Source organism: Bacillus sp. 2175, from assembly GCF_057812155.1.
Genome location: NZ_CM173819.1, coordinates 3,512,211 through 3,537,747 on the forward strand (window position 1 = coordinate 3,512,211; position 25,537 = coordinate 3,537,747).

General features: G+C 33.3%; 20 protein-coding genes. 6 read left to right on the forward strand and 14 right to left on the reverse strand.

Translation table 11 applies throughout. The features are described 5' to 3' along the window. Positions 1–243 precede the first annotated feature (243 nt). Both ACXKY9_RS18165 and ACXKY9_RS18170 read left to right on the forward strand, forming a co-directional pair. A complete protein-coding gene (locus ACXKY9_RS18165; RefSeq protein ID WP_000376163.1) occupies positions 244–1,422 on the forward strand; it encodes a DUF2515 domain-containing protein in 1,179 nt (392 codons plus the stop codon). After that, a complete protein-coding gene (locus ACXKY9_RS18170; protein ID WP_033667178.1) occupies positions 1,397–1,798 on the forward strand; it encodes a CBO0543 family protein in 402 nt (133 codons plus the stop codon). Before ACXKY9_RS18165 ends, ACXKY9_RS18170 begins: the two co-directional genes overlap by 26 nt. Positions 1,799–1,820: 22 nt before the next feature. On the opposite strand, the gene ACXKY9_RS18175 is transcribed toward ACXKY9_RS18170, so the two are convergent. From ACXKY9_RS18175 to ACXKY9_RS18215, 9 genes are all read right to left on the reverse strand, one after another. Further along, positions 1,821–2,246: a YfmQ family protein gene (locus ACXKY9_RS18175; RefSeq protein ID WP_000214645.1), complete on the reverse strand. Its 426-nt coding sequence runs from the start codon at positions 2,244–2,246 to the stop codon at positions 1,821–1,823. 20 nt (positions 2,247–2,266) lie between these two features. Then, positions 2,267–2,938 carry an LrgB family protein gene (locus tag ACXKY9_RS18180; protein WP_000242946.1) on the reverse strand — a complete coding sequence of 224 codons (672 nt, stop codon included), beginning with the start codon at positions 2,936–2,938 and terminating at the stop codon, positions 2,267–2,269. A gap of 23 nt (positions 2,939–2,961) precedes the next feature. Further along, positions 2,962–3,318 (reverse strand): CidA/LrgA family holin-like protein, encoded by a 357-nt coding sequence (locus tag ACXKY9_RS18185; RefSeq protein ID WP_000878484.1) that lies wholly within the window; start codon positions 3,316–3,318, stop codon positions 2,962–2,964. Between the two features lie 33 nt (positions 3,319–3,351). Further along, the gene (gene pdxR / locus ACXKY9_RS18190) at positions 3,352–4,785 is read right to left on the reverse strand and encodes a MocR-like pyridoxine biosynthesis transcription factor PdxR (RefSeq protein WP_000454966.1); all 1,434 of its coding nucleotides are present in this window, start codon (positions 4,783–4,785) and stop codon (positions 3,352–3,354) included. A gap of 186 nt (positions 4,786–4,971) precedes the next feature. After that, positions 4,972–5,163, reverse strand: a complete 192-nt coding sequence (locus ACXKY9_RS18195) for a hypothetical protein (protein ID WP_000006459.1) — start codon at positions 5,161–5,163, stop codon at positions 4,972–4,974. 219 nt (positions 5,164–5,382) lie between these two features. Next, positions 5,383–6,090, reverse strand: a complete 708-nt coding sequence (locus ACXKY9_RS18200) for a GntR family transcriptional regulator (protein ID WP_001274908.1) — start codon at positions 6,088–6,090, stop codon at positions 5,383–5,385. A 30-nt stretch (positions 6,091–6,120) separates the two neighbouring features. Further along, positions 6,121–7,530 (reverse strand): glycoside hydrolase family 1 protein, encoded by a 1,410-nt coding sequence (locus ACXKY9_RS18205; protein WP_000671630.1) that lies wholly within the window; start codon positions 7,528–7,530, stop codon positions 6,121–6,123. Between the two features lie 191 nt (positions 7,531–7,721). Next, a complete protein-coding gene (gene plcA, locus ACXKY9_RS18210) occupies positions 7,722–8,711 on the reverse strand; it encodes a phosphatidylinositol diacylglycerol-lyase (protein WP_000066292.1) in 990 nt (329 codons plus the stop codon). A 179-nt stretch (positions 8,712–8,890) separates the two neighbouring features. Next, positions 8,891–10,732, reverse strand: a complete 1,842-nt coding sequence (locus ACXKY9_RS18215) for a S8 family peptidase (protein WP_000402321.1) — start codon at positions 10,730–10,732, stop codon at positions 8,891–8,893. 291 nt (positions 10,733–11,023) lie between these two features. On the opposite strand from ACXKY9_RS18215, the gene ACXKY9_RS18220 reads away from it, so the two are divergent. The 3 genes from ACXKY9_RS18220 (at position 11,024) to ACXKY9_RS18230 (ending at position 15,848) form a co-directional block, all read left to right on the forward strand. Continuing rightward, positions 11,024–11,821 (forward strand): cell wall hydrolase, encoded by a 798-nt coding sequence (locus tag ACXKY9_RS18220; RefSeq protein ID WP_000771173.1) that lies wholly within the window; start codon positions 11,024–11,026, stop codon positions 11,819–11,821. Between the two features lie 266 nt (positions 11,822–12,087). Then, positions 12,088–13,425, forward strand: a complete 1,338-nt coding sequence (locus tag ACXKY9_RS18225; protein WP_000272401.1) for an NAD(P)/FAD-dependent oxidoreductase — start codon at positions 12,088–12,090, stop codon at positions 13,423–13,425. 503 nt (positions 13,426–13,928) lie between these two features. Continuing rightward, positions 13,929–15,848: an LTA synthase family protein gene (locus ACXKY9_RS18230; RefSeq protein WP_000791028.1), complete on the forward strand. Its 1,920-nt coding sequence runs from the start codon at positions 13,929–13,931 to the stop codon at positions 15,846–15,848. 46 nt (positions 15,849–15,894) lie between these two features. Here ACXKY9_RS18230 and ACXKY9_RS18235 read toward each other — a convergent pair whose 3' ends face one another. After that, positions 15,895–18,678 (reverse strand): dynamin family protein, encoded by a 2,784-nt coding sequence (locus tag ACXKY9_RS18235; RefSeq protein WP_001235302.1) that lies wholly within the window; start codon positions 18,676–18,678, stop codon positions 15,895–15,897. A gap of 503 nt (positions 18,679–19,181) precedes the next feature. Between ACXKY9_RS18235 and ACXKY9_RS18240 the strand changes: the two genes are divergently transcribed. Beyond that, positions 19,182–19,367, forward strand: a complete 186-nt coding sequence (locus tag ACXKY9_RS18240) for a hypothetical protein (RefSeq protein WP_000461138.1) — start codon at positions 19,182–19,184, stop codon at positions 19,365–19,367. 262 nt (positions 19,368–19,629) lie between these two features. On the opposite strand, the gene mutL is transcribed toward ACXKY9_RS18240, so the two are convergent. The 4 genes from mutL to ACXKY9_RS18260 all read right to left on the reverse strand — a co-directional run bounded on the left by mutL (position 19,630) and on the right by ACXKY9_RS18260 (position 25,535). Next, positions 19,630–21,573, reverse strand: coding sequence for a DNA mismatch repair endonuclease MutL (gene mutL / locus ACXKY9_RS18245; protein WP_000516463.1), 1,944 nt, complete (start codon positions 21,571–21,573; stop codon positions 19,630–19,632). An 8-nt stretch (positions 21,574–21,581) separates the two neighbouring features. After that, complete coding sequence (gene mutS, locus ACXKY9_RS18250) at positions 21,582–24,254, reverse strand: DNA mismatch repair protein MutS (RefSeq protein ID WP_000196029.1); 2,673 nt, start codon at positions 24,252–24,254, stop codon at positions 21,582–21,584. Between the two features lie 180 nt (positions 24,255–24,434). Continuing rightward, positions 24,435–24,977, reverse strand: coding sequence for an outer spore coat protein CotE (gene cotE / locus ACXKY9_RS18255; protein ID WP_001288799.1), 543 nt, complete (start codon positions 24,975–24,977; stop codon positions 24,435–24,437). A 126-nt stretch (positions 24,978–25,103) separates the two neighbouring features. Beyond that, the gene (locus ACXKY9_RS18260; RefSeq protein ID WP_000870461.1) at positions 25,104–25,535 is read right to left on the reverse strand and encodes a YlbF/YmcA family competence regulator; all 432 of its coding nucleotides are present in this window, start codon (positions 25,533–25,535) and stop codon (positions 25,104–25,106) included. Positions 25,536–25,537 lie beyond the last annotated feature (2 nt).

A 25,537-nucleotide genomic window follows, 5' to 3' on the forward strand; every position in this document is an offset into this window, starting at 1 on the left:
GATTCAAATCATAATCGTCGTTTGTTACATTTAATTGACAAAATAAAAAAACAGAAACTATTAAACGTAGTTTCTGTTTTTCATTTCATCTCACAACAGTAAGATTTTTTATACTGTTTGCATGATAAATAAATTCCTTGTAAAAAAACACCGCTCATTTATTTCTTATACTCGTAATAAAATAAATAGAATGATTCATAGCCAATAATCATATTTAAATTTATGAAAAAGGGAGGTAACGGAATGGACCGAAGCAATTCAAATCATACATATAACGGACCTTCCAAAGCACTGCCTCTCTCCCTATTCGACGTAAAAAATGAATTGAAACAAAAAAGCAAACTTATTCCTTCTGACACCATGTATAAATTAACGAAAGAAGAACAACTCATCATCAACAAAATAAAAATACAAACAGAACAACTAAATAAAAATAATGTTACAAGAACACGCGCATACTACCAATTTTACATTCAATATCCAGAAATACATTGGGCACTGCTTGGGCATATGGTATCACGTAACGGCGGTTGGAATATGACTGATTTAAAGGGCGATTTATATACGAGAATTTTATCAGAGAAAGATCAATTCATATTTTTTTCTTTTTTAGAAAGAGGGAATTGGCTTATTTTCCAAGATGTATACCCTCAATTTTTACTTTACGAACAAAGTGTAAAGAGATCACAAAAGTTATTTCACCTTCTCCCTCACCTAAATGTTTCTACATTTATGGAAACGATGTGGAACCATTTTTGGAAAACAGGTAACAAAAAAACTTTAGCAATTGCAACTATTATTAATGAACAAAACTACTTAGAAAAAAGAGTAATTCAAAATGTACAATTTAAAAAGACTGTACTAAATAGTATTGGATTTAAACTCTTTGATTTCTTTCAGTTTAATCATATCCTTTTCCCATTCTACGAAAATGATAAGAAACAAAAAGTATTACTATTTGGTGATACAATGAAACATTTCACTTCCTTACATGAACGGATATTAATTGGAAAAAGATTGTACTCATTATTATTTCGAGATACACATGTTTTATCTCAAATAATAAGCTGGGCTCAACACCATCCACATACAGGATCTAGGAAAGATTACTGGCCCCATTTATTTTCAAGTGTAAATGAATCTTTTTCCCGTGAGTTTTATAAGCGCCGAATTAAGAAATGCCAGTTACGAAATGGCTCTTATCGTATATACAGCCCTGCACTCATCTATGCATGGCGAGATATGAAGCATGAAGAAGTTGACAGTGAAGATTGGTTTACCGATTGGCAAGTTGTAAATTACTTAGTTGATAAGGAGGAAAATATAAATGGACAAATTACAGAAGACTACTGCAAAACACTCGAAAAAATTGAAATCGCCATTCTCGCAAAGAAAAATGTCCTCCTCCGAGAAGAAGAATGAGTTTCTAGCATTAGTAGTTACAATCTTTCTCTCTTCTATTATTGCAACTTGCTTAGATGCCTTTTTTGTTCATAAACAAATATATTCCTTTCCGGCTAGGCCCTTCTCATCCACATTTTCGGTTAATATAGCTTTTACATTGTTCGTACTGCCGATTTTAACAGTTATCTTTATACACATTTCAAAAAAATTATCTAAAGTTTCTAGAATTTCATTTATTATTTCAATCGGTATTTGTGCTAGCCTTTTTGAACAGATTGCTGAAAGTTTAGGTTTATTTGTACATAGTGCGAATTGGAACCATACATATTCTTTATTTGGTTATATAATTTTTCATTCTTTTATTTGGAACGTATATAATTGGATAAAAAAATAAAGAGACCATTATAGGTCTCTTCTTAAGCATACTCTTCCGTTATTACTAATGGTGTCAATGTTTGAAGGCTTTTAGAGCGTAAACGATAGGCAACGACTTTCTTCTTATATTGCTTAATGACATCAACATGTTCCTCATAGCTATATAGCGAAAATCTAATCTCTTTACTCCCTTTCTTCGTATCAATGACTATTGGTGTCCCTTCTCCGTGCGGCGGGAAATAATGTTTATCTAAAAACAACGCCTCATTAAATTCATGAATAACTTGTAGTTTCATTTCTCCCTCTATATTTTTTCCATCTATCGATATAGAAGTATTTTCCGCCTCAAGCTTTTGATGCAATTCAAATCTACTAATAATTGATTCTACAACAGAAGTGGGCATGCTAGAAACTAATACTTTAATAGCTCCAAAAACAAATAATGTAACTATAAACCATGTTGTCATTGTTATCATCTCCATTACATTTAAAAAATAAATTTCGTTCCATACGGTATTAGTATACTAATAAGTATTCCAGTTACAATCATCGTTACCGAACCGATAGTCGCTTCTTTCTCGCCTTCTTTCACTAAACGACTCACACCGATAATATGTGATGCACAGCCCATTCCAACTCCTTTTCCAATCGTACTTGTTATACGGAAAAACTTAAGTACTGTTGGTCCGATCATAGCACCTGTTATTCCTGCAACAACTACAAAACTAGAAGTCATAGATGGAATACCACCAATTTGATCCGCTATTGAAAGGGCAATTGGCATTGTCGCTACCTGTGGTAAAGTAGTTAATATAAGTTCCTTATCTATATTTAAAATTCCGCCAATCACTACATTCATGCTCGTTACAGCCACTATACCTATCACTACTCCGATTAGTATCGATGAAAAATTTTTCATCAGTATCTTTCGCTCTTTAAATAGAGGTATGGCCAATGCTACAATTGCAGGGCTCAATAAGCTTGAAAGAATGTTTCCCCCATTTTCCCTATACTCATGATGAGAAATACCAAAAATCAAAAATAAACAAATCATAATTGCCGTAACTGTTAACACTGGTAACGTAAATGCAAACGTAAATTTTTTATATAGCTTTGTCGCCAAGAAATAAATTGCTACAGTAATAATAATTAAGACCATTTGAATCGTGCACCTTGTCGATTTTATTTTTTTGATGTGACTAATAATTGACTTATATACCCTGAAACAATCAAAGTTACTACAGTACTTGCAACTACTAAAAGGAATATAATACTTCCCTTACTGAAAAGAAAAGACCCGTATTCCATGAGCCCTGTTGTCGAAGGGATTAAAAATAACGGTAAAAATACGATTAACTTTTCCGAACCTAACTCAAACCATTCTAACGGTAAAACGCGAGTGGAAAGGAGCAGGAACAGTATTAACATCCCTATTAAATTCCCCGGTATTGATAGATGGAATATTTCCTGAATCCACGTACCCACTAGGCTAAATACATATAGCACGCCTACTTGAAGTAAAAGCGTCACGTACTTCATTTCTTTCCCTCATTTCACTATCACACATCCATATTATGAAATCTCATTTAGCGTGTCGGCAAACCGTTTAATTCCAAGTTGAATTTGTTCTATATTCGCTCTACCAAACGTAAATCGTATATATTCATTTTTCGAACCTAAAACACTGCCCGGAACAAATGCGACACCATTCCGTATAGATTCACCTAATAAGTGATATTCATCAAACTTTCCTGTTACTTTACACCATACATGTATTCCACCCTCTGGCACGAAACATTCAACTCGTTCTCCCAATGTTCCTTCAAGCTCTGCAATTAATTCATCTCTTCTTTGCTTCAATTGTCCACGAAGTATCGTAATATGTGTATGGAAATCCTTTGATTCTAAAAATTGATTTGCTACCCACTGCGTAAATACACTATGGCCAAAATCAACTTGTTGCTTTGCATCTGCTAAACGCTCAATTACGCGTGTAGGACCAATTACCCATCCAATACGTAATCCTGATGCAACAATTTTTGATAGTGAACTTATATAAAGAACATTTCCATTTTGGTCCATTGATTTTAATGTTGGGTTCACTTCTCCATTAAAGGAGATTAAACTATACGGATCATCTTCTACAATTGGTATACCGAACTCAGAAGACAGTTCTAAAATTTTTTTACGTCTCGCTAATGAAAGCACAGTACCCGTCGGATTCTGATAATCTGGATTCAAAAATACCATACGAATGCGATGCTTTTTGTGCAAATCGATTAAGTCATCTGGATTCATTCCATGCTCATCAACAGGTAAATGAAATATGTTTAAACCGGCCGATTTAAACATTGGAAGCGAAAAACAATACGAAGGATCTTCAATCGCGATCGCATCGCCAGGTTTTAATAAACATTGAACGATAAGATTAAGCGCCTGTTGTGCTCCTGACGTAATAAGAATAGAGCTTGAATCTGCTTCAATTTGTTTATATTGCTGAACATGTGCTGCAATTGTTTTTCTCAACATCTCATTTCCAAGTGGATGGTCATAACCGAGGTTTTCCATAAATGTTTTCTCCGACAAAATTGTTCGAAATCTATCACTTGGAATTAATTCTGGTGACAGTTCACCACTTGCTAAATTAATTAAATCATCTTTTTGTGTTTCCGTTCGAATTTGTTGAACGAGTGGTACGTTAGGTAAGAACGATCCATCCTCCACGTACCTACCCCAGTTCGGTATTCGTTTATGTGAGACACCCCATATGTCTGTATTCACCCGTGTTCCGCTTCCCTTTTGCCGTTCTACTACTCCAAGTGATTTTAATTCTTCATACGCAGCTACTATTGTACTCCGGTTCACCTGTAATTCCTTTGCTAACATACGCTCAGAAGGTAACTTACTATCAGAAGGAAATTCGCCTGAAGAAATACCTCTTTCAATATAATCAGCAATTTGTTTATATACAGGTGTCTTATCTGCACGATTTGGTTTCCATTCCATATAGTTCCCTCCTTTCAAAACGAACTATCCTCATTTTTTACTAACAGTATTCACCGTAAAAATAGTATTAATTAGTCACATTTTCTTATCCGTAAATGGATATATCCAAAATGGTTCTCTTTCTGATTACTCGATAGCTTCTAAAATTCCAACTTCATACTCTCATTTCAGTTCTTTTACAAACTATCAGATCATGACCGCATACCATGTTACCCCAACTAGTAGAACAAAAAGAAGAAGAATATAGATTGCAGATAAGTTTTTCACATTTCTTTTTGTAGACTTACCGTAATTCTCCTCCACGTTTCTTGCAACTAGTACAGTCCCAAATAGCGATACAATTACAATAATAACGACTAGTGAAATTGCAAAACTCATTGTCTTTTCACCTCTCTAAGACCCATCTATTTTAATTAAAGAACTTACATAAAAACCTTCCTCTTTAAAACGTTGATAACATACTACCTTTCTTCTCTTATCATAATAGATGTTTGCAAAAAGCGGACCAACCACTTTCGTGTTTTTTTGCTCATCCACTTAAAAAATAAAAAGCAACTGATCACTTAGGACCAGTTGCTTTTTTCACACAATAATTTTTCATTTAAAATTAATTCGATTTAAAAGTTTCGCCTTTTCATAATGAAACATCGACTGAGATAACTCAAAAATTGTTCCATTTACAAGATACACTGTATTTTCAATAAGAAGCGCCGGATCACCTTCATTTAATTCTAAAAACTGTGCATTTTCTTTATTTACTTTTTCACAACTAATAACTTTATCAGCAAAACCAATATTTAATCGTAAATCTTCAATGAAATAACTGTATACAGAGCTTAATGCTATTTCTTCGTTCAAATATGGAATAATATCCTTTTTGAAATAACTTACTTCAATAGAGAATGGTTTAGCATCTACAATTCTTAAGCGCTTCAAAAAATACAACCTAGTTCCAGCTTCGCATTGCATCTGCTTTGCTATCTCTTCGTCCGCATCTATTACTTCAAGCTCTAACACTTTCGTTTCAATATTTTGTGAAACAAGATTTTTCGTTAATCCACGTAAACTTCCTAAATTAATGTAATCTGTTACAGAAGTTTCGCGTAAAAACATGCCACTACCTTGCACTTGAAAAATATAACCTCTATTCACAAGCTGACTAATTACTTTACGTATCGTATTACGGCTTACTTCAAATCGATTCATCAACGCTTCTTCTGTAGGTAGTTTTTTCGTTTCATTAAAAAGCCCATCTCGAATGTTTTGCTCTAACACATCTGCAATTTGTTTATACTTTGCACTCATACACTTTCTCCTAAAATACTCTTTTATCTGTTATAACTCTTCCCCTCTCGTTTCGATCACACGTTTATACCAATGAAACGAAAGTTTCTTCTTACGTTTTAAGTTATCATTATGATCGACAAAAATAAAGCCATATTGCTTTTTATATCCATTTAACCAACTTAAAAGATCAATCACTGACCATGCATAATAACCTTTTAAGTTAATTCCCTCTTCAATTGCACGCTTCATTACTTTTAAATGCGCTTCAATAAATTTAATTCTCGGAACATCTACAATTTCTCCGTCAATGATCGGATCTTCATCACCAAGTCCATTTTCCGTTACATACATCTTTATGTCACCGTAACGTGCTTTCAACATATGCAATCCCTCTAAGAAACCTTCGGGAGATATTTCCCATCCCCATTTTGTATATGTTTTATCATCCATTTTAACTGTTCGATAAAAACCATCAAAAGAAGAGTTACCTGGAGCAAGCGTTGAGTTTTCTCGAGAATGTTCCTCACTCTTTATATCCATATCGTATCTTTCTACTCGTATTGGTTGATAATAATTCAAGCCAATAAAATCATTTTCTTCTGCATTTTGTTTAATGATTTCTAATTCTTCAACCGTCCAATTAGGAGTCCATCCTTTTTCCTTTAATTGTTGTACAACATAAGACGGATACTCGCCTTTTAAAATTGGATCATAATACCAATACGTTTCATATTCATTCGCATGATTTGCTGCTTGTATATTTTCTTTTTGATCATCCACACTATAAGCTGGTAAGAAAACATGTGTAATCCCAATTTCACCATATTGTTTCAGCTGCTTGTACACCGCAACTGTTTTCGCGTGTGCATAAAATACATAATGAGTAGCTTGAAAATACTTTGGAACATCATTTTGTATTCCTGGTGGATGTGCACCTTTTAAATAACCTAATCCACAAAACATTACGGTCTCATTAAAAGTAATCCAATGCTTAACTCTGTCACCAAATGCCTTAAAACAAGTTTCTGCATATTTTACGAAAGCCTCTGCTGTTCTTTTATTCGTCCATCCACCATCTTTTTCTAACGGTAATGGTAAATCCCAATGATATAAAGTGACAAACGGCACAATCCCGTATTTTAAACATTCATCAATTAAGTTGTTATAAAATTCAATCCCTTTTTCATTTACCTTTCCATCTCCAGTCGGCAATATTCTCGCCCAAGAAATAGAAAAACGATACGATTCTAATCCCATCTCAGCCATTAAGCGAACATCTTCCTTATATCGATGATAATGATCAACAGCTACATCACCATTTGTTCCATTGTATGTTTTGCCAGGAATTTTTGAAAACTCGTCCCAATTCGTAACACCTTTTCCATCTTCATTCCATGCACCTTCTACTTGATAAGAAGCTGAAGCAGCTCCGAATAAAAAATCATGTGGAAACTTCATAGTATATACCTCCATTTCATTACAACAAATCAAATTCAATCATACATATAAAATTTATAGGTACAAATTTTATATGTATGATTATATCTTATGTTTTTATTTTTTTCTATTATAAAAGTACAATTTATATTGTTGGTTATTGGAAAAGAAAAAGAAGCGATATATTTTATCGCTTCTTACTCTCATCATCTTTATTCTTTTATTAATGACTTATTCGCTCTTATAACTTCTTGATACAATAATGGTGACCACTTTTCATTTATGTAGTCTTGAATTACCCAGCCCACTCTCAAAGGATTCTTTTGTTTTATATAGTTTGCAATTTCAGGATTTATATAAGAAGCATAGTAATATGGACTATTCCATGCTGTACCACCAGAAGACAAGCTTGTAAAATTAATATATAGATGATTTAAATCCTCGCTATTGTTCATCGTTTCATCCATCGTATCTTTAATAGATTTTACTTTCTCATCATAGCTCACTTTATATTTATCTTGTACTGTTACATTTGCATTTTGGTTTACAGTTGTGGTAAACGTCTCATTATCTGGCCAATAAAAATTATTATATCCTCCAGGTTCATTACTACCACTATATCTTTTTAGTAGTACAATTTTCCCACGAGCATCTCCAAGCTTTATATTTCCTTCTGTTTTTAAAAAAATAGGATCAACAAAATATTTTTTTTCAAACGTGCTACTAAATGAATCTTCTGCCCCTTTCATATCCTCATACTCTTTTTTTAAAGACATAATAATTGTTTCACTCGGGTTATCTTTTAAAAATTGTTTCGCTTCATTTATGAATTCATGCAGTGTTACGTAAAGATATAATGGCCCATGATGAAGAACTATCGTATTATCATCTGTTAAACGTCCTCTTATATCAAAAATGCGAGCTCCATGGTCCATTTGATAGCGAAAATCATATTCTTGCGTCATTCCCCATACTTGCTTAATCGGATTTTGCAACTTGAACGTCCCACTATCGTGTGTTCCTGGAATTGAAATTCGTGCTAACGGGATATTATCAGGTATAGGTTGCATCCATTTTGACAAATTTTCAAGCTCATTAACAGAGCTAGCTGCAACTACTCTCTTATCATGTAAAGCAAATACAAATGTGATAAATATTGTACTACATATGAATAATTTCAAAATTAACTTCTTATTGCTCATTATTATCCCTCTCTCTTTCTGTTTTTATATCAAACTTATTGAATATAATATAAGCTAGCTCAGAAAAAATAAATAACATTTCATCAATATGAAATATTGCATAGAAGTAAAGTTAAAAAATCATTCACATATACTAAATTAGAAAAATTTAAAGGAACTTCATCTGAAGTTCCTTTTACTTATTTTATGTTCAATACGTATGAACCATTTTTATTCTCATATTTATAGACGTATAAATAATATTTACCTGGCTTTGCATTATAAGTTCCTTTAACTACATTGCCTTCATTTTCACCATATGCTACATAGTTATTTAAATCTGATTCATGATGAAGTACCCATGTCATTCCAATATTTTGTTCATTTAGTAGAGAAATATTAATATTTTCCGGCGAATCAATTTGGAAAGTAAATACATCTACTCTATCACTATTATGTAGCGTTCCTTTCACCGGTGTATGAAAGTTAACTTTATTTGCCTGTCTAGGCTCATTATTTGGTTCATTTTCTGTTACTTGTAATTCATTCCCACCGTTTGGTTTTCTTTGTTCATAGCCTAAGTTTGCTAGTATAGACTTCAAATCTGGTAAAACACCAATTTTATCTGCATATGGATCTTTAGATTTTGTTCCTGTGCTCTGGTTACTTAATATTGCTCTTAGTTCACTTGGTCTATATGGTTGTCCTAAATTTTCTTTAGCAATGCTTTGTACTAAAGTCGCTGCCCCAGCAATAATTGGCGAAGCACTAGATGTTCCGCTAAAGCTTGAAGTATAAAGATTTACAGCACTTCTACTTTGCTCGGCTGTAGTTGTATCTACATTTTCTCCCCATCCGTACACATCAATACGGCTTCCATAATTCGAAAACCACATACGTTCATGAGGGAAAGATGAAGAGCCAGCTCCTACCATAATTGCACCCGAATCTTTAAAATCTTTACTATTACGATTTAAGACTTGCTTACCTTTTCTATCTTTGAACTGGTCTAAATCATTCCACCCATTTGCTCCGGCCTCTATAATTACAATCCCTTTATCTGTACCAGCACGAATTGCATCAAAGATATCTGGTTGTACTTCAACAGGTAAATATTTATCACCATATCCATCGAAAGATGCTTGTGCCTCTAACAATAAAACATCCCCAGCTTCTAACTGATTTACAGCGCTTAATATTGCATCAGCCGTATTATACTGTCCATTATCTCTTATTTGAGAGATAACCTTTGCTTTCGCTTTTGGCGCAATCCCAATATTCCCAACTTCATTGTCCTCAGAGGATACAATTCCTAGTACAGACGTCCCATGACCGACATGCTGATCTATATTTCTTCCAGACATTAACTCAATTTTTTGATGTAATAAATCCTCATGATTTAATAACCATCCGTATTCCATATCAACAAAAGTGATACCATTTCCATTACCGCCTTGAATTCCCCAGGCGAAAGGCGCATTAATACCGTATGGGGCCGCTTCAAGATAACCTTGTTTTTTAAATCTAGGATTGTTACTAGGATTAAGAGCTACACTTGATGATTGCACTTCAGGTGGCATTATTTTCTCTTGTTTCTTCATATACGCATCTTCTATTAAAGAAGATGCCTTTAACTTATCTACTATTTCTTCTTCATACCCACTATTTTGATTTTGCAGAATATAGTAGTTTAATAAACTTGTAGATACATGATTAGGTGCTTTCACTTCAAGGTTTTGTATTTGTTCCGGGCTTACAGATGTGAATAAACGAGTAAATGTTACATCTGGATATTCTGTCAAAAGATCTTTTATTACTTTATCATTCGTTTGAGATTGTATTTGTTTTTCAATACCATCTTCATATGGCAAATCCAAATCCGCTTTAAATTTTACAATGATTTGCTTATCTGTTTCTTGTTCTATCCCTGATTTAATCTGCTGTTCTATAGAATCAGCATGTACACTATTGATAGTACCCCCTGTTCCTAAAAGTGTTGTAATGATTACAGTTGACGCACACATTTTTTGAAATATTTCCATTGCATTAATCCTCCTATTAATAATTAATCATTATATTAATCTATAATGATTTCGTTTCTATAACGTATTCCCTTTCTACTAAATAGATTATAGTAATCAGAAATATGAACTTCAATGTATTTTCATATGCAATATTTCATATTCGGACTCTACACTACACGAATATGAAACTTATAGTGATTATTTATTTTATATGTGCTAATATACTTACATTAATATATTACGCATATATACATTTCAAACTACATTACTTAATAGTTTCACCTTAATTTTTTCTTAGGAGGATTTACAATGAAATTACTAAAACTAAAACATATAATCCCTTTATCTGCAGCTGCAATTACATTCGTATGTAGTCAAAGCACAGCTGAAGCTTCTACCATTCATACAGTAAAAAAGAACGATACACTTTGGGGCATTAGTAAACAATACGGAGTTTCAATACAATCCATTAAACAGGCTAATAATAAAGGAAACGATCAAACCTTTATTGGCGAACAGTTACATATTCCAGGGTCCGTGAAATCAAATGAAATCACTGTTCCTCAAAACGCCAAGCCTGCGAACATTTCTGGACAAATTATTTATCAAGTACAACCGGGAGATTCATTAGAAACGATAGCAAGGCGTTACAATGTCACTGTCCAATCTATAAAACAAATTAACAATACAATCGGAAACAAGCTTTATACAGGACAACATTTAAAAATCAACTCAAGTATTTCACAAAAAGAAAAAGACTTAATGGCACGCTTAGTTACCGCTGAAGCAGGTGGCGAATCCTATAAAGGAAAAGTAGCAGTAGCGAAAGTTATACTAAATCGTGTAAATGCAAAAGGTTTTCCAAATACAATAACAGGCGTTATTTATGAACCTATTAAATACGGATATGCATTTACTCCTGTTACAGATGGAAGAATTAATCAGCCTGCAAGCGCAGAAGCAAAAATGGCTGTAGAAGAGGCTATCTCCACAAATGGAGTACATTCTGACTGGCTTTATTTCTACAATCCAAAAACATCAACAGACAAGTGGATTACGACACGTCAGACAGTAGCAGTAATTGGTAATCATGTGTTTGCTAAATAAGATTTAAAATCATTAACAGACCTCTTCACTTAAAAGGTCTGTTTTTTTTCTATGTAAGATGTTATTAATCATATGACATAGTTATTTTTTAAACTATTTCTTCTTTCAAATAAAAATTTTTGTATTTACTCCGCCACTCGTAGAAATTAATAAAGCATCAAGTTCAAAAACTCCCACTTTATTAATAAAAGCTATTTCTTAACTTCATAAAATTGTTATACACTAGAAAAATAAAAAACAAACTATTCGTTAGCAGGTGGAAGAATATGTATGATGTTACAATTATCGGCGCTGGAGTAAGTAGCATTTTTATGGCTTATTCACTAGCTAAAAGTAACAAAAAAGTTTTAATTCTTGATAAAGGTAAAGCGCTAGAAGATCGCCATTGTCCTTTAGACGAAGGAAAAGTGTGTAATTGTACTACATGTGATAAATATTTCGGGTTTGGTGGTTTAGGAAAATCTGAAGGGAAATTTAATTATACAAACGGATTTGGCGGAGAACTTGAGAAAAAAGTCGGTAAAGAGGGTTTTATACAACTCATGGCTGAAGTAGATGAAATTCTATGTCAGTTTGGTGGAAGTTCGGTTTCAAAATATTCTACTGAAAATTCAAGTCTCACTAAGAGAGCTGAAGCGTGTGGTTTACAAATGCTAACAACAGAAGTAAGACATCTTGGTACTACACTTTCCAGTAACATTTTTCAGCAGCTCTATGAATTTTTACTGACGAAAATAAAGATCCAATTTCATATAGATGTACAACATATTCTGAAACAGGAAGATCATTTTACAATAGAGACAAATCAAGGAACAGTTCAAACTAAGCAACTTGTATTTGCAACTGGGCGCTCTGGGGCCGATTGGTTAAAAGAAATATGCAGTTCCCTAAATATTTCTCAGGAGCAAACACGTGTAGATTTAGGAATTAGAGTAGAAATGAAAGAACATCAATTACGTTCTATATTAAAAGATACTTTTGAAACAAAACTTTCTTATCAAGGTGAGCATTTCACAGCAACTACTTACTGTATGAATCCACAAGGCCGCATCATTCGAAAGTACGAAGAAGGTTTAGTTATGCCTGACGGTCAAAATTTTCGGGAACAAGGAACTGGCACTTCTAACTTAAATTTCACTTTATTTATTCCTCGCTATTTTCCAACTCTCAAAGAAGCAAATGCATACGCAAGTTCAATTATTGAAGGCATTAACCAAGGACGAGATCGGATTGTTATACAGCGCTTAGAGGACTTACTAAAGAAACAACCTACGGTGGAAAACAGCATGGAGCATAATCGTATACAGCCTACACTACAGGGGGATTATGGAGATTTGAATCAAGAAATTCCTCAATCATATATTGAAGGGCTAAAAGAATTTTTATTACGCTTAGAACAATTTATACAGGAGCCTATCGATCAACATACTTTACTATATGGAATTGATGGAAAGTTCTATGCTCCTACGATAAAAATTAATAATCATTTTGAAACTAGTATACATGGGCTATTTTTAATTGGAGATTGTTCAGGCGTTACGCATTCATTATCTCAAGCAGCTGCAAGTGGTCTGTATGTTGGAAAGTACTTATCTGACATTTAATTTCTATCATTAAAATATCAGTCAAATATTTTCAATTTCAAAACACTTTACTTATATATAGTAAAAGTATATTAATAAGACCCCTATCCTTCCCTGCTAATGATTAACCGACAAAAAATCGGGATTTTACAAAATACATATGTAATATAACTGTATATTTAAAACGATTGGCATTCAATTCTAATAAATTGAATGTCAACAGTTTTAAAAGTCTCTATCCATTTTCACTTTTATTTGTTCGATATTTTGTAACATCATCATAGTGTTTAATATGGTAGGATGTCTATAAGTCAATTTCACTACAACTATGACTTTTTCTGCCTGTTTCTCAAAAAAGAGTTATATTTATGCTACTACGCTTTAAAAATCCCCATTGTATATATATGAATACTTCAAATTATTCCCTTTAGAAAACAAAGTCTAAATGGTTCATTACAGTCTAATAGTTATAAAAACATAATATATAACTTTAGTTAAATAAATTATATAAAGAAGGTGTAAAAATGAAGAACAAAATAAATTTACAAATGCAAAATATAAGTTTTGTTATAATAATGGCTTTAGCAGTATGGTTAAAAACATATCTTATTACGCGATTCAGTTTTGATTTAAAAATCGAGTCTTCAACGCAAGAGCTCATTTTGTTTATTAGCCCTCTAGCCGCATCATTAGCATTTGTTGGATTAGCATTATTTGCAACTGGTGAAAAGCGAAATTATATAGCGCTCTGTATTAATTTCTTATTAACAATCGTGCTTGTTGGAAATGTAATGTTCTATGATTTTTATAGTGATTTCGTTACATTACCAGTACTTGGACAAACCTCAAACTTTGGCCAATTAGGCGGCAGTATTATAGAAATATTAAACTACAAAATTATACTCGCATTCGTAGACATTGTTTTCTTCTTTATTTTATTAAAAAAGAAATCATTGGTCTTTAAAACAGAACGTGTAACTCATTCTACGCGCTTGTTATACTTTCTTTTAACGATTGGTGTATTCTTTGCGAATCTACATCTTGCAGAAAAAGAGCGCCCTGAATTATTAACAAGATCATTCGACCGAGTCATGCTTGTCAAAAATTTAGGCTTATATACTCACCAAGTATATGACTTAACACTGCAAGTAAAAGCTGGGTCACAAAAAGCACTTGCTGATAGTAGTAAATTACAAGAAACTGAAAACTACGTAAAAGCAAATCAAAGCGAGCCAAACCCTAATATGTTTGGTGCAGCGAAAGGAAAAAACGTAATTGTCGTCACTCTTGAATCCTTGCAGACCTTCTTAATAGGCGCATCAGTGAACGGGCAAGAAGTTACACCATTCCTAAATGAATTCATAAATGAAAGTTATTACTTTGATAACTTTTTCCATCAAACTGGTCAAGGGAAAACATCCGATTCAGAATTTCTAATCGATACGTCGTTGTATCCATTAAATCGAGGAGCTGTATTCTTCACACACGGTAACAATGATTATACTGCAACTCCAGAAATTTTACGTCAGCAAGGTTATTTCACTTCTGTATTCCATGCGAATAACGCAACATTTTGGAATCGTAATATCATGTACTCTGCTCTTGGTTATGATCGTTACTATAATGAGCTTGATTACAAAATTACACCAGAAACAAATTTAAATTGGGGATTAAAAGATATCGAATACTTTGATCAATCAGTAGATATATTAAAAACTGTTAATCAACCATTCTATGCTCGTTTCCTTACTTTAACAAACCATTATCCATTTACGTATGATGAAGATACAAAATTCATTGAACCATACAACTCTGGTAATGGCGTATTTGATCGTTACATCGTAACAGCACGTTACTTAGACGAATCCATTAAAAAATTTATTGAACGTCTAAAGGCCGAGGGGCTTTACGATAATTCTATTATTGTGTTATACGGTGATCATTATGGAATTTCCGAAAAACATAATCGTGCAATGGCACAGTTTTTAGAAAAAGATCAAATAACAGAATTTGATACTTTAAATTTACAACGTACACCTTTATATATTCATATTCCTGGACAAACAGAAGGTCAAACTATTTCAAAGCCTACGGGACAAATCGATATGAAACCTACGATTCTAAATTTATTAGGTGTTGATTCTACGAATGATATCCGTTTTGGCCATGATATGTTTTCAGATGAATATACTGGCTTTGTTGTTTTACGTGATGGTAGCTTCGTTACAGATAAGTATGCATACAAAAACAACACTTTCTACGACCGTATAACAGGTGAAATTGTAGATTTACCAAAAAAAGAAGCTCAAGCCCTCATTAAACGTGCACAAAATGAATTACGAATGTCTGACAAAATTATTGAAGGCGATTTATTACGTTTCTCAGAAAGCAATAAAATTAAAACTGGCGAAGTACAAACTAAAATTAAAGAAACAGAAAAATAATCTATATGAAAAAGGAGCAACTTATTACAGTTGCTCCCTTTTACTTTTATTCTACACTTGTTTCTAAAGCTACATCTGTATAGGTATTATCATCACCTATATTTAAAATTACTTCACATTGACGCAATCTCAATTCAAAGAGCATGATAGAATCATGATAAACTTCAGGATTTGATTTCATTTTATGTAACATCTCTTGTTTTTCTTGTATTTCTAATTGCGTATTTTCTACAGCTTGCTTTAAGGAGTTAAATGGATTCCTAAAGAATATATGAATATCCCTCTCTTGTGTGTTTTCAAACAGCTCAAATTGCAAGAAAAATTTCTTCATAATAGAAGCCGTTACTTCAGTATAATCTTCATTTTCTACATACTGTTTATATTTGTTATATAGCATAGATTTATTTTTAGGAAGAACTCCAAATAATTTACCGGCACTTTTTAGTAAAAATTGTGCTGGCGTAAATCGACGTAAAATATTTACTTCATCCATTTGTATTCTAGTCGTCATCCTGTCAGTATCTCTGCGCCAGTCATCAAGCACTTTAAAGTCACATTCTAACTGTATTTTATTTTCTCCAAATAGTGAATTAAGCCCTTCACTAAGTTCTTCTAAATACGTTTGACTTTGAAGAAGCTCATTATTAGAAGTTGCAATCCAATTTTGCATAGAAAGAGCAAGATTAGGTAATACAGTTTGTTCTAAATATTTATGCACTCTTTCATTCATTGCTTTATTTAGTTCCGTATCCATGTGCCCGAAATCACTTTCTTCACTAATTAAATTAGAACAGCTCTTTAATATCTTCGGAATATTTTCGGTAAGATCATTTGTAATTTCAGTCTTCATTGAACGATATGATTGTGTAATGAAATGAATTTTTTCCCTTTCAAATGCAGTAAGGTTATTAATGCTACCGTTTAGTTTCACTAGCATATCTTCATTCCAATTAATAGCATCCACCAGGTTATTTTCTTTCTCAACACGTTTATCCAAAAGATATGTAATTGTTTTTCGAATGAAAAATAATAACTTTTCAGTACGTTCTGCATCGATATTTTTATGATTAAAGTTAAAATGAATAAACTCAGTTAAACCATTTAATTGTTGACTACTTGTATATAACGAGGAATAAGGGAAAATTCTCGCATACGGGAAATATGTGTTTATTCTCGTTGCCGTATCATGTAATACCCTTTTCACTTCTGCTTCACTGTAAATGTTATCGATTTTATTTAATAAAAAATGAATTTGTAAATTTGGCGTATGTTCTTGAATACTTAATAAAATATCACGTTCTTTATCAGTAAAAGGTGAATCCGCATTCAATACGAATAGTAATTCGTCTACAGAATTTAAATATTCGAATATTTCATCTCTAGTGTCGTTATTTCTATTAAAGCCAGGTGTCACTACAAATGTAAGTTTATTTTCATTTAAAAATCTGCATGGTAATTTAAATTCAACACACGCTCTATCTCTATATGTTTGATGGTGCTGAGACATCATATTATGGTAATCAGAGACATCTTCCGTTGTTGTAATTGCTGAGTCTGTTATAGCGTTTATTTCTATATGAGCATCATTTTTTAAAACTACTACATTTGAAATTGATTTTTCTAATATATTTTCTCCTAATATAGAGTTAATAAATGTAGTTTTTCCGTTCCCTGAAGTTCCCGTTACTAAAATACGATTTGTTCTTAAATCTGCGAGCTCGTCAACTAACCATTTAAATCGGTGACCTATTTCTATATTCTGCTTTTGTGCCCACTGTGTAATAGATTCAAAAAGGTGTAAGCTGTACTCTAAGCCATTTACATGATTAATAGAATGTGACAGTAAGTTTTCCGCATGTTCTATATTTGCTGAATCTATTTTGGAAGGGAAAATCTCATCCCATGCCAATACAGCTGCAGATGGAAATACAGCATAAGATGGATTGACTACCTTTAACCAGTTTGCTAACAGATTTGGTATGATATCGTCTAATTGTCTAAGCGTATATTGACCTTGAATTAATGTAAAGTACGTTTCTTCGTAAAGAGCAGAAACTTTGTTCCATATATCGGACGAATGTATTTCAATATGTAAGAAAAATTCATTTATTGTATTAAGCCATAATAAATAATTTGGTTCATCTTTATAACTGTTCCAAAGTGCTGAAACCATTTGTGTAAATTGTACTTGATCTACATTATTTAATGTAGCTAATGCATCATAAAAATAGTCTGGTGAAATATGTTTAGTAAACCCTTTATCGATATATCCTTTTAACACCTCAAACCACGGATACGACTCTATTCGAATTAACTCATTCACAGCAAGCTCTACTGCACTATCAAAATCTTGCTGTTCCTCATAAAAGGAACGGGCAATTTTTGTGACGTTCGGATAATCAGGATTTAAAGAAACTGCTTCTTTAATAACACCGAAAGCTGAATCAAAATTATTTTGCTCAATGTAAAGAGAAAGTAATTGTAATCTAATTTCGGTCATCAATATTTTATTATCAGTAGTAATGGAAGTATAAATATTTTCAGCATATGGTAATTGATTAAGTTCGAAATAAGCATCCGCAATATTTTTTTGTGCCCATGGTGCTAATTCATTACTAACCTTCTCCCATTTAAAAATAGCTGCTTCAAAATCTTGATGACGATAATAAAATTCACCTTGTGCAAAACGAATATAAGACCCATCAGAAATCTCATTTTTTTCTTCGTTTACATAAGCTTGTCCAAGTACGTCAAGAGTTGGTTTTGTTTCATTCTCCATTAGGAACGTTTCATAATACATCTTTTTTATTAATTGTTTTTCTAATCTCATCTTTTCCCCCACTATATCTTGAAAATAAATTTTTAAGATATGTCAATGCTTTTTGTATGTATGCTTTTTATCTTAACAAAGAATATCTTTTGGAAAATTTCATTTTCCTTTCATTTTTCAAGTTAGATTGAATTTTTATGAGAAAAGTTTCAGTTTTTTTTCAATTCCCTTTCAGTTATGAAACAGCATTAGATGTTCCTAATAACCTAATAACACTATAATATTCCACATTATATTATCAGGAAAACCCCATATAAACCATATTATAAAAACAATCTATAATGAATTTATATGCACAATTCACTGTGCTGTTAAACAAAAAAATAACAATAGGAGCCAACATCTATCATACCATTTCTTTCTCAAATTGTTTTCCTTTAAAATGTTTCATTAGTTATGTAATTAAATTCCATTAACCTATATAAATAACTAGTCCAAAAAATATCTATATGCATATCATGTTATAGTAAAGAATTTAGGAGATCCTAAAAGGAGGCATTTTCATGTTTGAAGATAAATCTAAAATAAATTACCCATATGAATTTACTGAAACTACAACAGTTCCTCTAAAGAACCCCATTGACAAAAAATTCAAGAACGGCACAGGTACACATAACTTCCCAATTAAGAAGCACTATAAAGAGCAAGTTCTATACACTGAAAAAATTAATAATAATAAAAATAAGTAATTGTATAGATCCTTATGACAATTGGCTAAATAAGAAGCAACATTTGGCCATGCATAGTTATTTAGTTAGTAATGATACAATTCATGCACCTTTTAAAAAGTGCTGTATACAGCGCTTTTTTATACATAGATAAATTTAAGTTAACGCAACCAAGAAATACACTACAAAATTACTCCACCATATTCTCGTTTACAATTAAATCTACATATTAAAAGGGAGCAACAGTAAATGTTGCTCCCTTTTGAAATGTAATCTATTCACTCTACATAACCCTCTTAAACATCTTCTCCAACTCATAAGTAGAATGATGCACAAGAATTGGTCTTCCGTGCGGGCATGTGTACGGGTTTGTTGTTGTACGTAGTTCTTCCAGTAAAGCAAATATTTGATCGTTCGTTAAATATTGATTCGCTTTAATAGATGCTTTACAGCTCATCATGATGGCTGCTTCTTCACGTAACTTTTTAATATCAACTTTTTTTAGTTTAACAACTTGCTCCATCATTTCATCGATGATTTCTGTTTCTTGTCCTTTCGGGAACCATGTTGGATGCGAGCGGACGATAAAGGATTGATGGCCGAATTGTTCTAAAAATAGCCCGACTTTTTTTAGTTCTTCTAACTGCTCTTCGACACGTAAAAATTCAGTAAGAGATAGATCAATACGGTACGGTACAAGTAACTCTTGTACTTCTTGCGCTACTCTTCCTACTTTATCACGGAAGTATTCATAATTAATACGTTCCTGCGCGGCATGCTGGTCAATCATATATAATCCTTTATCATTTTGAGCGAAAATATATGTTCCATGCATTTGTCCAATTGGATAAAGCGGTGGTAAGTCATTCCCGTTCATCTCAATCTCTTTTATTTCCCGAACTTCTTCTTCTAATTCCTCTAGTTCAAAGTCCTCTTCATTACTGTCCCACGATTTCTCTTCTTGAATTGGCTCTTCGATTATCGGTTTAGTGGATGGTTGCCAACTTTGTTCTTCTCTCACGAGCGACTGTGGTGGTTGCCATTCTTGCTTCGGTGGTTGCCAAAGCTGCGCAGGCTGTTTCACAGCCTGCGGTTCTTCTTGTTTTGCATCCATGCCAGTCGGTAAAACGATGTCCGGCATAGATGGTTCTTTCGGCTTCGCATGCTCAAACTGGAACTGTTCTTGCACACTTTCGTCTTTTTCTTTTTTCTTCGTTGTTACACCTGCATCTGGAATAAGCTGTATTTTTTTAAATGCAGCTTGCAATGTTTCTTCGATCAGCTTTAGCAATTCTTGTTCTTTACTAAAACGAACTTCTAATTTCGCTGGATGTACGTTAACGTCAACTAGCATTGGATCCATTTCAATCGATAAGAAACCAATTGGATACCGGCCAACTGGCAGTAATGTATGGTATCCTTGCTGAATTGCTTTCATTAATACAAAGTTTCGAACGTAACGACCATTTACAATCGTTGACATATAATTACGAGATGCTCTCGTTACTTCTGGTAATGTTACATAACCTTTAATTGTAAAGTCTAAAGATTCAGCTTCAATTGGAACAAGCTTCTTCGCAACTTGAATACTGTAAATCGATGCAAGTACTTGTCTTACATCACCGTTACCTGACGTATGAAGCAATTTCTTTTCATTATGAAATAGTTTTAACGATACTTCTGGATGTGACATTGCAATACGATACACGATATCTGTAATATTTCCGAGCTCTGTATGAATGGTTTTCATATATTTAAGACGTGCTGGTGTATTAAAGAATAAATTTTGTACTGTAATATCTGTTCCTTTTCGGCTCGCAGTCTTCTCTTGCTTTATAATGTCTCCACCTTTAATAATAAGGTGTGTACCAGGCGCATCACCTGTGCTAGTAATTAATTCCAATTCACTAACTGAGGCAATACTTGGCAATGCCTCACCGCGGAAACCGAGTGTTCTTATGCGGAACAGATCGTTTTCATCTTTAATTTTACTCGTTGCATGGCGTTCAAAAGCGACGATACAGTCTTCTTCTGCAATACCATCACCATTATCAATGATACGAATTTTCGATAACCCAGCTTCTTCTAAGTGGATTTCAATAGATGTACTATTCGCATCGATAGAATTTTCCACAAGTTCTTTTACGACTGAAGCAGGGCGCTCTACTACTTCCCCTGCCGCAATTAAGTTAGAGAGTTGGTCATCGAGTTTGCGAATTTTCCCCATCTACTTACTCATCCTTTCTTTAACTTTTTCTGTAAGCGATACAATTCGTTCATCGCTTCTAAAGGTGTCATATCAAGTAAATCGATTTTTTTAATTTGCGCCAGTACTGCTGTTTCTTTTTGATCTAGCAGAGGCTTTTCTTGTTTCTTCGAAGACTGTTCTCCTCCAAAGAAAGATAGTTGCGATTCTTCTTCAGTCTCTACTTTCGTTTCCTGTATTTCTGCTATTTCTTCTTTTACAACTACAGGTTCTGGAGTAGCTTCTTGTACTTTCACTTCTACTCGTTTTGGAATAATAATTTCTTCCTGTCCTTCTAGCTGTGCTAACACTTCTTTCGCACGAGCGATTAGGCTATCTGGAAGCTCCGCAAGTTGCGCAACGTGAATTCCGTAACTTTTATCAGCTGCTCCATCTTGAATTTTATGAAGGAATACTACTTTTCCATTCTCTTCAATTGCTGAAACGTGTACATTTTTCAGTTGATTTAAACTCTCTTCTAACACCGTCAATTCGTGATAATGCGTAGAGAATAACGTTTTTGCACCAATTTGGTCATGAATATGTTCAATAATCGCTTGTGCAAGTGCCATACCATCATACGTAGATGTACCGCGTCCAATTTCATCGAATAAAATTAAACTTCTTTCTGATGCGTTTGCAATTGCATTTTTCGCTTCTAACATTTCGACCATAAATGTACTTTGACCTGAAATTAAATCATCCGCTGCACCAATTCTCGTAAAGATTTGGTCAAATACAGGTAATACTGCTTCTGTTGCTGGTACGAAACAACCGATTTGCGACATAACCGTTACAAGTGCTAATTGTCTCATATACGTACTTTTACCAGACATGTTCGGCCCTGTAATTAAAAAGACATCCATATTCTCTGGCATAATACAATCATTCGGTACATACAATTTCCCGTTCAATACTTTTTCAACAACAGGATGACGACCATCTTTAATAAAGATTTCGCGCTTCGTTGTCAGTACAGGTTTTACAAACTGTTCTTCTTCACTAACTGTCGCAAAACTTTGCAGTACGTCTAATTCACTAATTACTTTCGCTAAATGTTGTAATTTCGGAATAAATACTTTTACTTCTTCACGAAGTGCTGTAAATAAATCGTATTCTAGCTGTACAATTTTTTCTTCAGCTTCTAAGATTAACGTTTCTTTTTCTTTCAGTTCATCTGTAATGAAACGTTCAGCATTAGCAAGCGTCTGTTTACGCTCATAGCGACCTTCTGGAAGTGCTGCAAGATTCGCTTTCGTTACTTCAATGTAGTAACCGAAAATACGGTTGTATCCGATTTTTAACGATTTAATTCCGGTAATATCACGTTCTCTTTTTTCAAGCTCAGCAATCCACGTTTTCCCGTTTTTACTAACGTAACGATATTGATCAAGCTTGTCATTATAACCATCTTTAATAATATCTCCATCTTTAATCGAAAGCGGTGGGTTTTCTTGAATACTTCTTCCTAGTAATTCTGTTAAGCTTTCACATGGATCTGCACCTTGAATTAATCTCGATGCATAAGCGTTATCTAACAAACTAATTGCTTCTAAAATAGCTGGTACTTGAAGCAATGAACGTCTTAATTGTAATAAGTCTCTTGCATTTACGTTACCAAATGCAACTTTTCCTGCTAAGCGTTCTAAATCATATACTTCTTTTAACTTTTCCTTTAAATCTTCACGTAAGAAGTAATCATTTACAAACGTTTCAACCATTTCTAAACGCTCTTCAATTCTTTCTTTCTGTATAAGTGGACGTTCCATCCACTGTTTTAACATACGACCACCCATAGCTGTTTTCGTCTTGTCCAATAACCATAATAGTGATCCTGTTTTTTCTTTCGTTCGAAGTGTTTCTGTCAGTTCTAAATTTCGCTTTGAATGTACATCAATTTTCATAAATTGATTCGTATAATAAATTTCTACTGGTTGCAAATGATCTAAAGAACGTTTTTGCGTTCTTATTACATAGTTAAATAAACGTCCAACTGCTTTAATTAATTTTGCTTGTGAAACATTTTTCACAAGATGTTCTAATCCTTCCGGAATTGCCGTTGCATCTTCATACGAAATCGTCATTTTCAATGTTTCAGTTAACTTGTTTAGTTCATCTTTAGAAAATGAAGAATCAACAACAATTTCTTTCGAACCAGTTGCATACACTTCTAATAAAATATCTTCTACTGAACCAGTCAATAACGTTACTGTATTTTGTCCAGTCGTTAAGTCGTTACAAGCTAATGCATATGATCCATCTTCAAAATGTGTTAATGCGGCTAAGAAGTTATTTTCTTTCTCATCAATTGTACGCCCTTCCATCATCGTTCCTGGCGTAATTAATTGTACTACTTCACGACGTACTACACCTTTAGCTGTTTTCGGATCTTCTACTTGCTCACAAACAGCTACTTTATATCCTTTTTCAACAAGTTGTTCAATATAGTTTTTAGCCGCATGATACGGTACACCGCACATTGGTATACGTTCACTACTACCGCCATCTCGGCTCGTTAATGTAATTTCAAGTTCATGAGCTGCTTTTACAGCATCCTCAAAGAACATTTCATAAAAATCGCCTAAGCGAAAAAATAAAAAGGCATCTTGATAATCTGCCTTAACCTTTAAATATTGCTGTATCATAGGCGTATATTGAGTCATACTTTTCCTCCATAATTCTTACATGATAATCTATTTTCATATATGTCGCATTTCACGGACACTCTTATCTCCTATTTCAGGAGTCTTTCTTCATTATAACATATTTCATAAAGAATCATGTTCATTCAGCCCCACTTATGTAAAGTAAAAAGCTAGGAAGAACTTCTCCCTAGCTTTCTATTACTCTTCTTCTGCATCAACTATAAAGTTCGGATCTAATTCTTCAAATTCATCATCAGCAATTTGGAAATCATCATCTGATTCTACGCAGCCTTCAGGATTTACACTTACACAAATTTTCGTTTCTCCAACTACTTCTGTTACAAATTCACGTTCTACAGTTACAACAATTTTATTACCATTTGGTGATACAAGTGCTTCTAAACAATTTGGCGGCTGAATAACACGAGCAATAATTTCTAAATCGTCACCAGAAAAGTTTTTATCACGATAACCAATACTTACTTCGTCCGTGTAGTTCACACGTTCTGTTACAACTTCAGTCTTTGTATTTCCATCAAATGAATACCAAGTGTTCACATCATAGAAACCTTCAATTTCCACATGTTTTCCATTCTTTCTTGCTTCGTACGAGTGGTTAATTACCCAGCACCCTAAAATACTTGTTGGCTCATTATTCGATTCACATGTATGCGTTGACTTTGTATACTTACGTCCTTTTCCAACCACTGCTTTTGTAATAATCTCTCTAAATTCGGACATTCGTAACCCTCCTCAATCACTATTCACTTAATCATATGCGTGACAATAGCGGAATGTGTCATTCTTTTTTTGAGAAGAACTTACGTTTAATCCACAAAAAAAAAGAGATGTCAATATGACATCTCTTTAACAACCACAATTTCCTTTTTTACTTTCTACCGCTGCGCCAGTTTCACCCTTTAGTACATCGCCACCAGTTGAAATTAATATTTCATCTGTTACGTTGTTAGAAATTGTACTAGCAACTAACTGTAATAAGTCATTTACGTATGTTTGTGAAGATTTAAATTGTTGTACGACTGGAATACTGTCTAACTTATCTTGCAATGCATCAATTTCAGCTTCTACCTTTTTTAAAGCTTCCCATTTCCCGTAATGTTGCAAGTTTACTGCTTGTTTTTGCAGTGCTTTAATTTCATCGATTGCGCGCTTTACATTTTCATTTTTATGAATTTGCGCCTCTGCTTTCTTAAAAAAATCAACTTCTTCTGTTTCAGAAATCATTTTTGCTAATTCTTTCGCTTGTTCAACAATGTCATCTTTCGAATATACTTTCATCT

Bases quoted from the DNA above. Each gene is read 5' to 3' on its own strand.
- ACXKY9_RS18165 (WP_000376163.1), top strand. From the start codon at position 244: ATGGACCGAAGCAATTCAAATCATACATATAACGGACCTTCCAAAGCA.
- ACXKY9_RS18170 (WP_033667178.1), top strand. From the start codon at position 1,397: ATGTCCTCCTCCGAGAAGAAGAATGAGTTTCTAGCATTAGTAGTTACA.
- ACXKY9_RS18175 (WP_000214645.1), bottom strand. From the start codon at position 2,246: ATGACAACATGGTTTATAGTTACATTATTTGTTTTTGGAGCTATTAAA.
- ACXKY9_RS18180 (WP_000242946.1), bottom strand. From the start codon at position 2,938: ATGGTCTTAATTATTATTACTGTAGCAATTTATTTCTTGGCGACAAAG.
- ACXKY9_RS18185 (WP_000878484.1), bottom strand. From the start codon at position 3,318: ATGAAGTACGTGACGCTTTTACTTCAAGTAGGCGTGCTATATGTATTT.
- pdxR (WP_000454966.1), bottom strand. From the start codon at position 4,785: ATGGAATGGAAACCAAATCGTGCAGATAAGACACCTGTATATAAACAA.
- ACXKY9_RS18195 (WP_000006459.1), bottom strand. From the start codon at position 5,163: ATGAGTTTTGCAATTTCACTAGTCGTTATTATTGTAATTGTATCGCTA.
- ACXKY9_RS18200 (WP_001274908.1), bottom strand. From the start codon at position 6,090: ATGAGTGCAAAGTATAAACAAATTGCAGATGTGTTAGAGCAAAACATT.
- ACXKY9_RS18205 (WP_000671630.1), bottom strand. From the start codon at position 7,530: ATGAAGTTTCCACATGATTTTTTATTCGGAGCTGCTTCAGCTTCTTAT.
- plcA (WP_000066292.1), bottom strand. From the start codon at position 8,711: ATGAGCAATAAGAAGTTAATTTTGAAATTATTCATATGTAGTACAATA.
- ACXKY9_RS18215 (WP_000402321.1), bottom strand. From the start codon at position 10,732: ATGGAAATATTTCAAAAAATGTGTGCGTCAACTGTAATCATTACAACA.
- ACXKY9_RS18220 (WP_000771173.1), top strand. From the start codon at position 11,024: ATGAAATTACTAAAACTAAAACATATAATCCCTTTATCTGCAGCTGCA.
- ACXKY9_RS18225 (WP_000272401.1), top strand. From the start codon at position 12,088: ATGTATGATGTTACAATTATCGGCGCTGGAGTAAGTAGCATTTTTATG.
- ACXKY9_RS18230 (WP_000791028.1), top strand. From the start codon at position 13,929: ATGAAGAACAAAATAAATTTACAAATGCAAAATATAAGTTTTGTTATA.
- ACXKY9_RS18235 (WP_001235302.1), bottom strand. From the start codon at position 18,678: ATGAGATTAGAAAAACAATTAATAAAAAAGATGTATTATGAAACGTTC.
- ACXKY9_RS18240 (WP_000461138.1), top strand. From the start codon at position 19,182: ATGTTTGAAGATAAATCTAAAATAAATTACCCATATGAATTTACTGAA.
- mutL (WP_000516463.1), bottom strand. From the start codon at position 21,573: ATGGGGAAAATTCGCAAACTCGATGACCAACTCTCTAACTTAATTGCG.
- mutS (WP_000196029.1), bottom strand. From the start codon at position 24,254: ATGACTCAATATACGCCTATGATACAGCAATATTTAAAGGTTAAGGCA.
- cotE (WP_001288799.1), bottom strand. From the start codon at position 24,977: ATGTCCGAATTTAGAGAGATTATTACAAAAGCAGTGGTTGGAAAAGGA.
- ACXKY9_RS18260 (WP_000870461.1), bottom strand. From the start codon at position 25,535: ATGAAAGTATATTCGAAAGATGACATTGTTGAACAAGCGAAAGAATTA.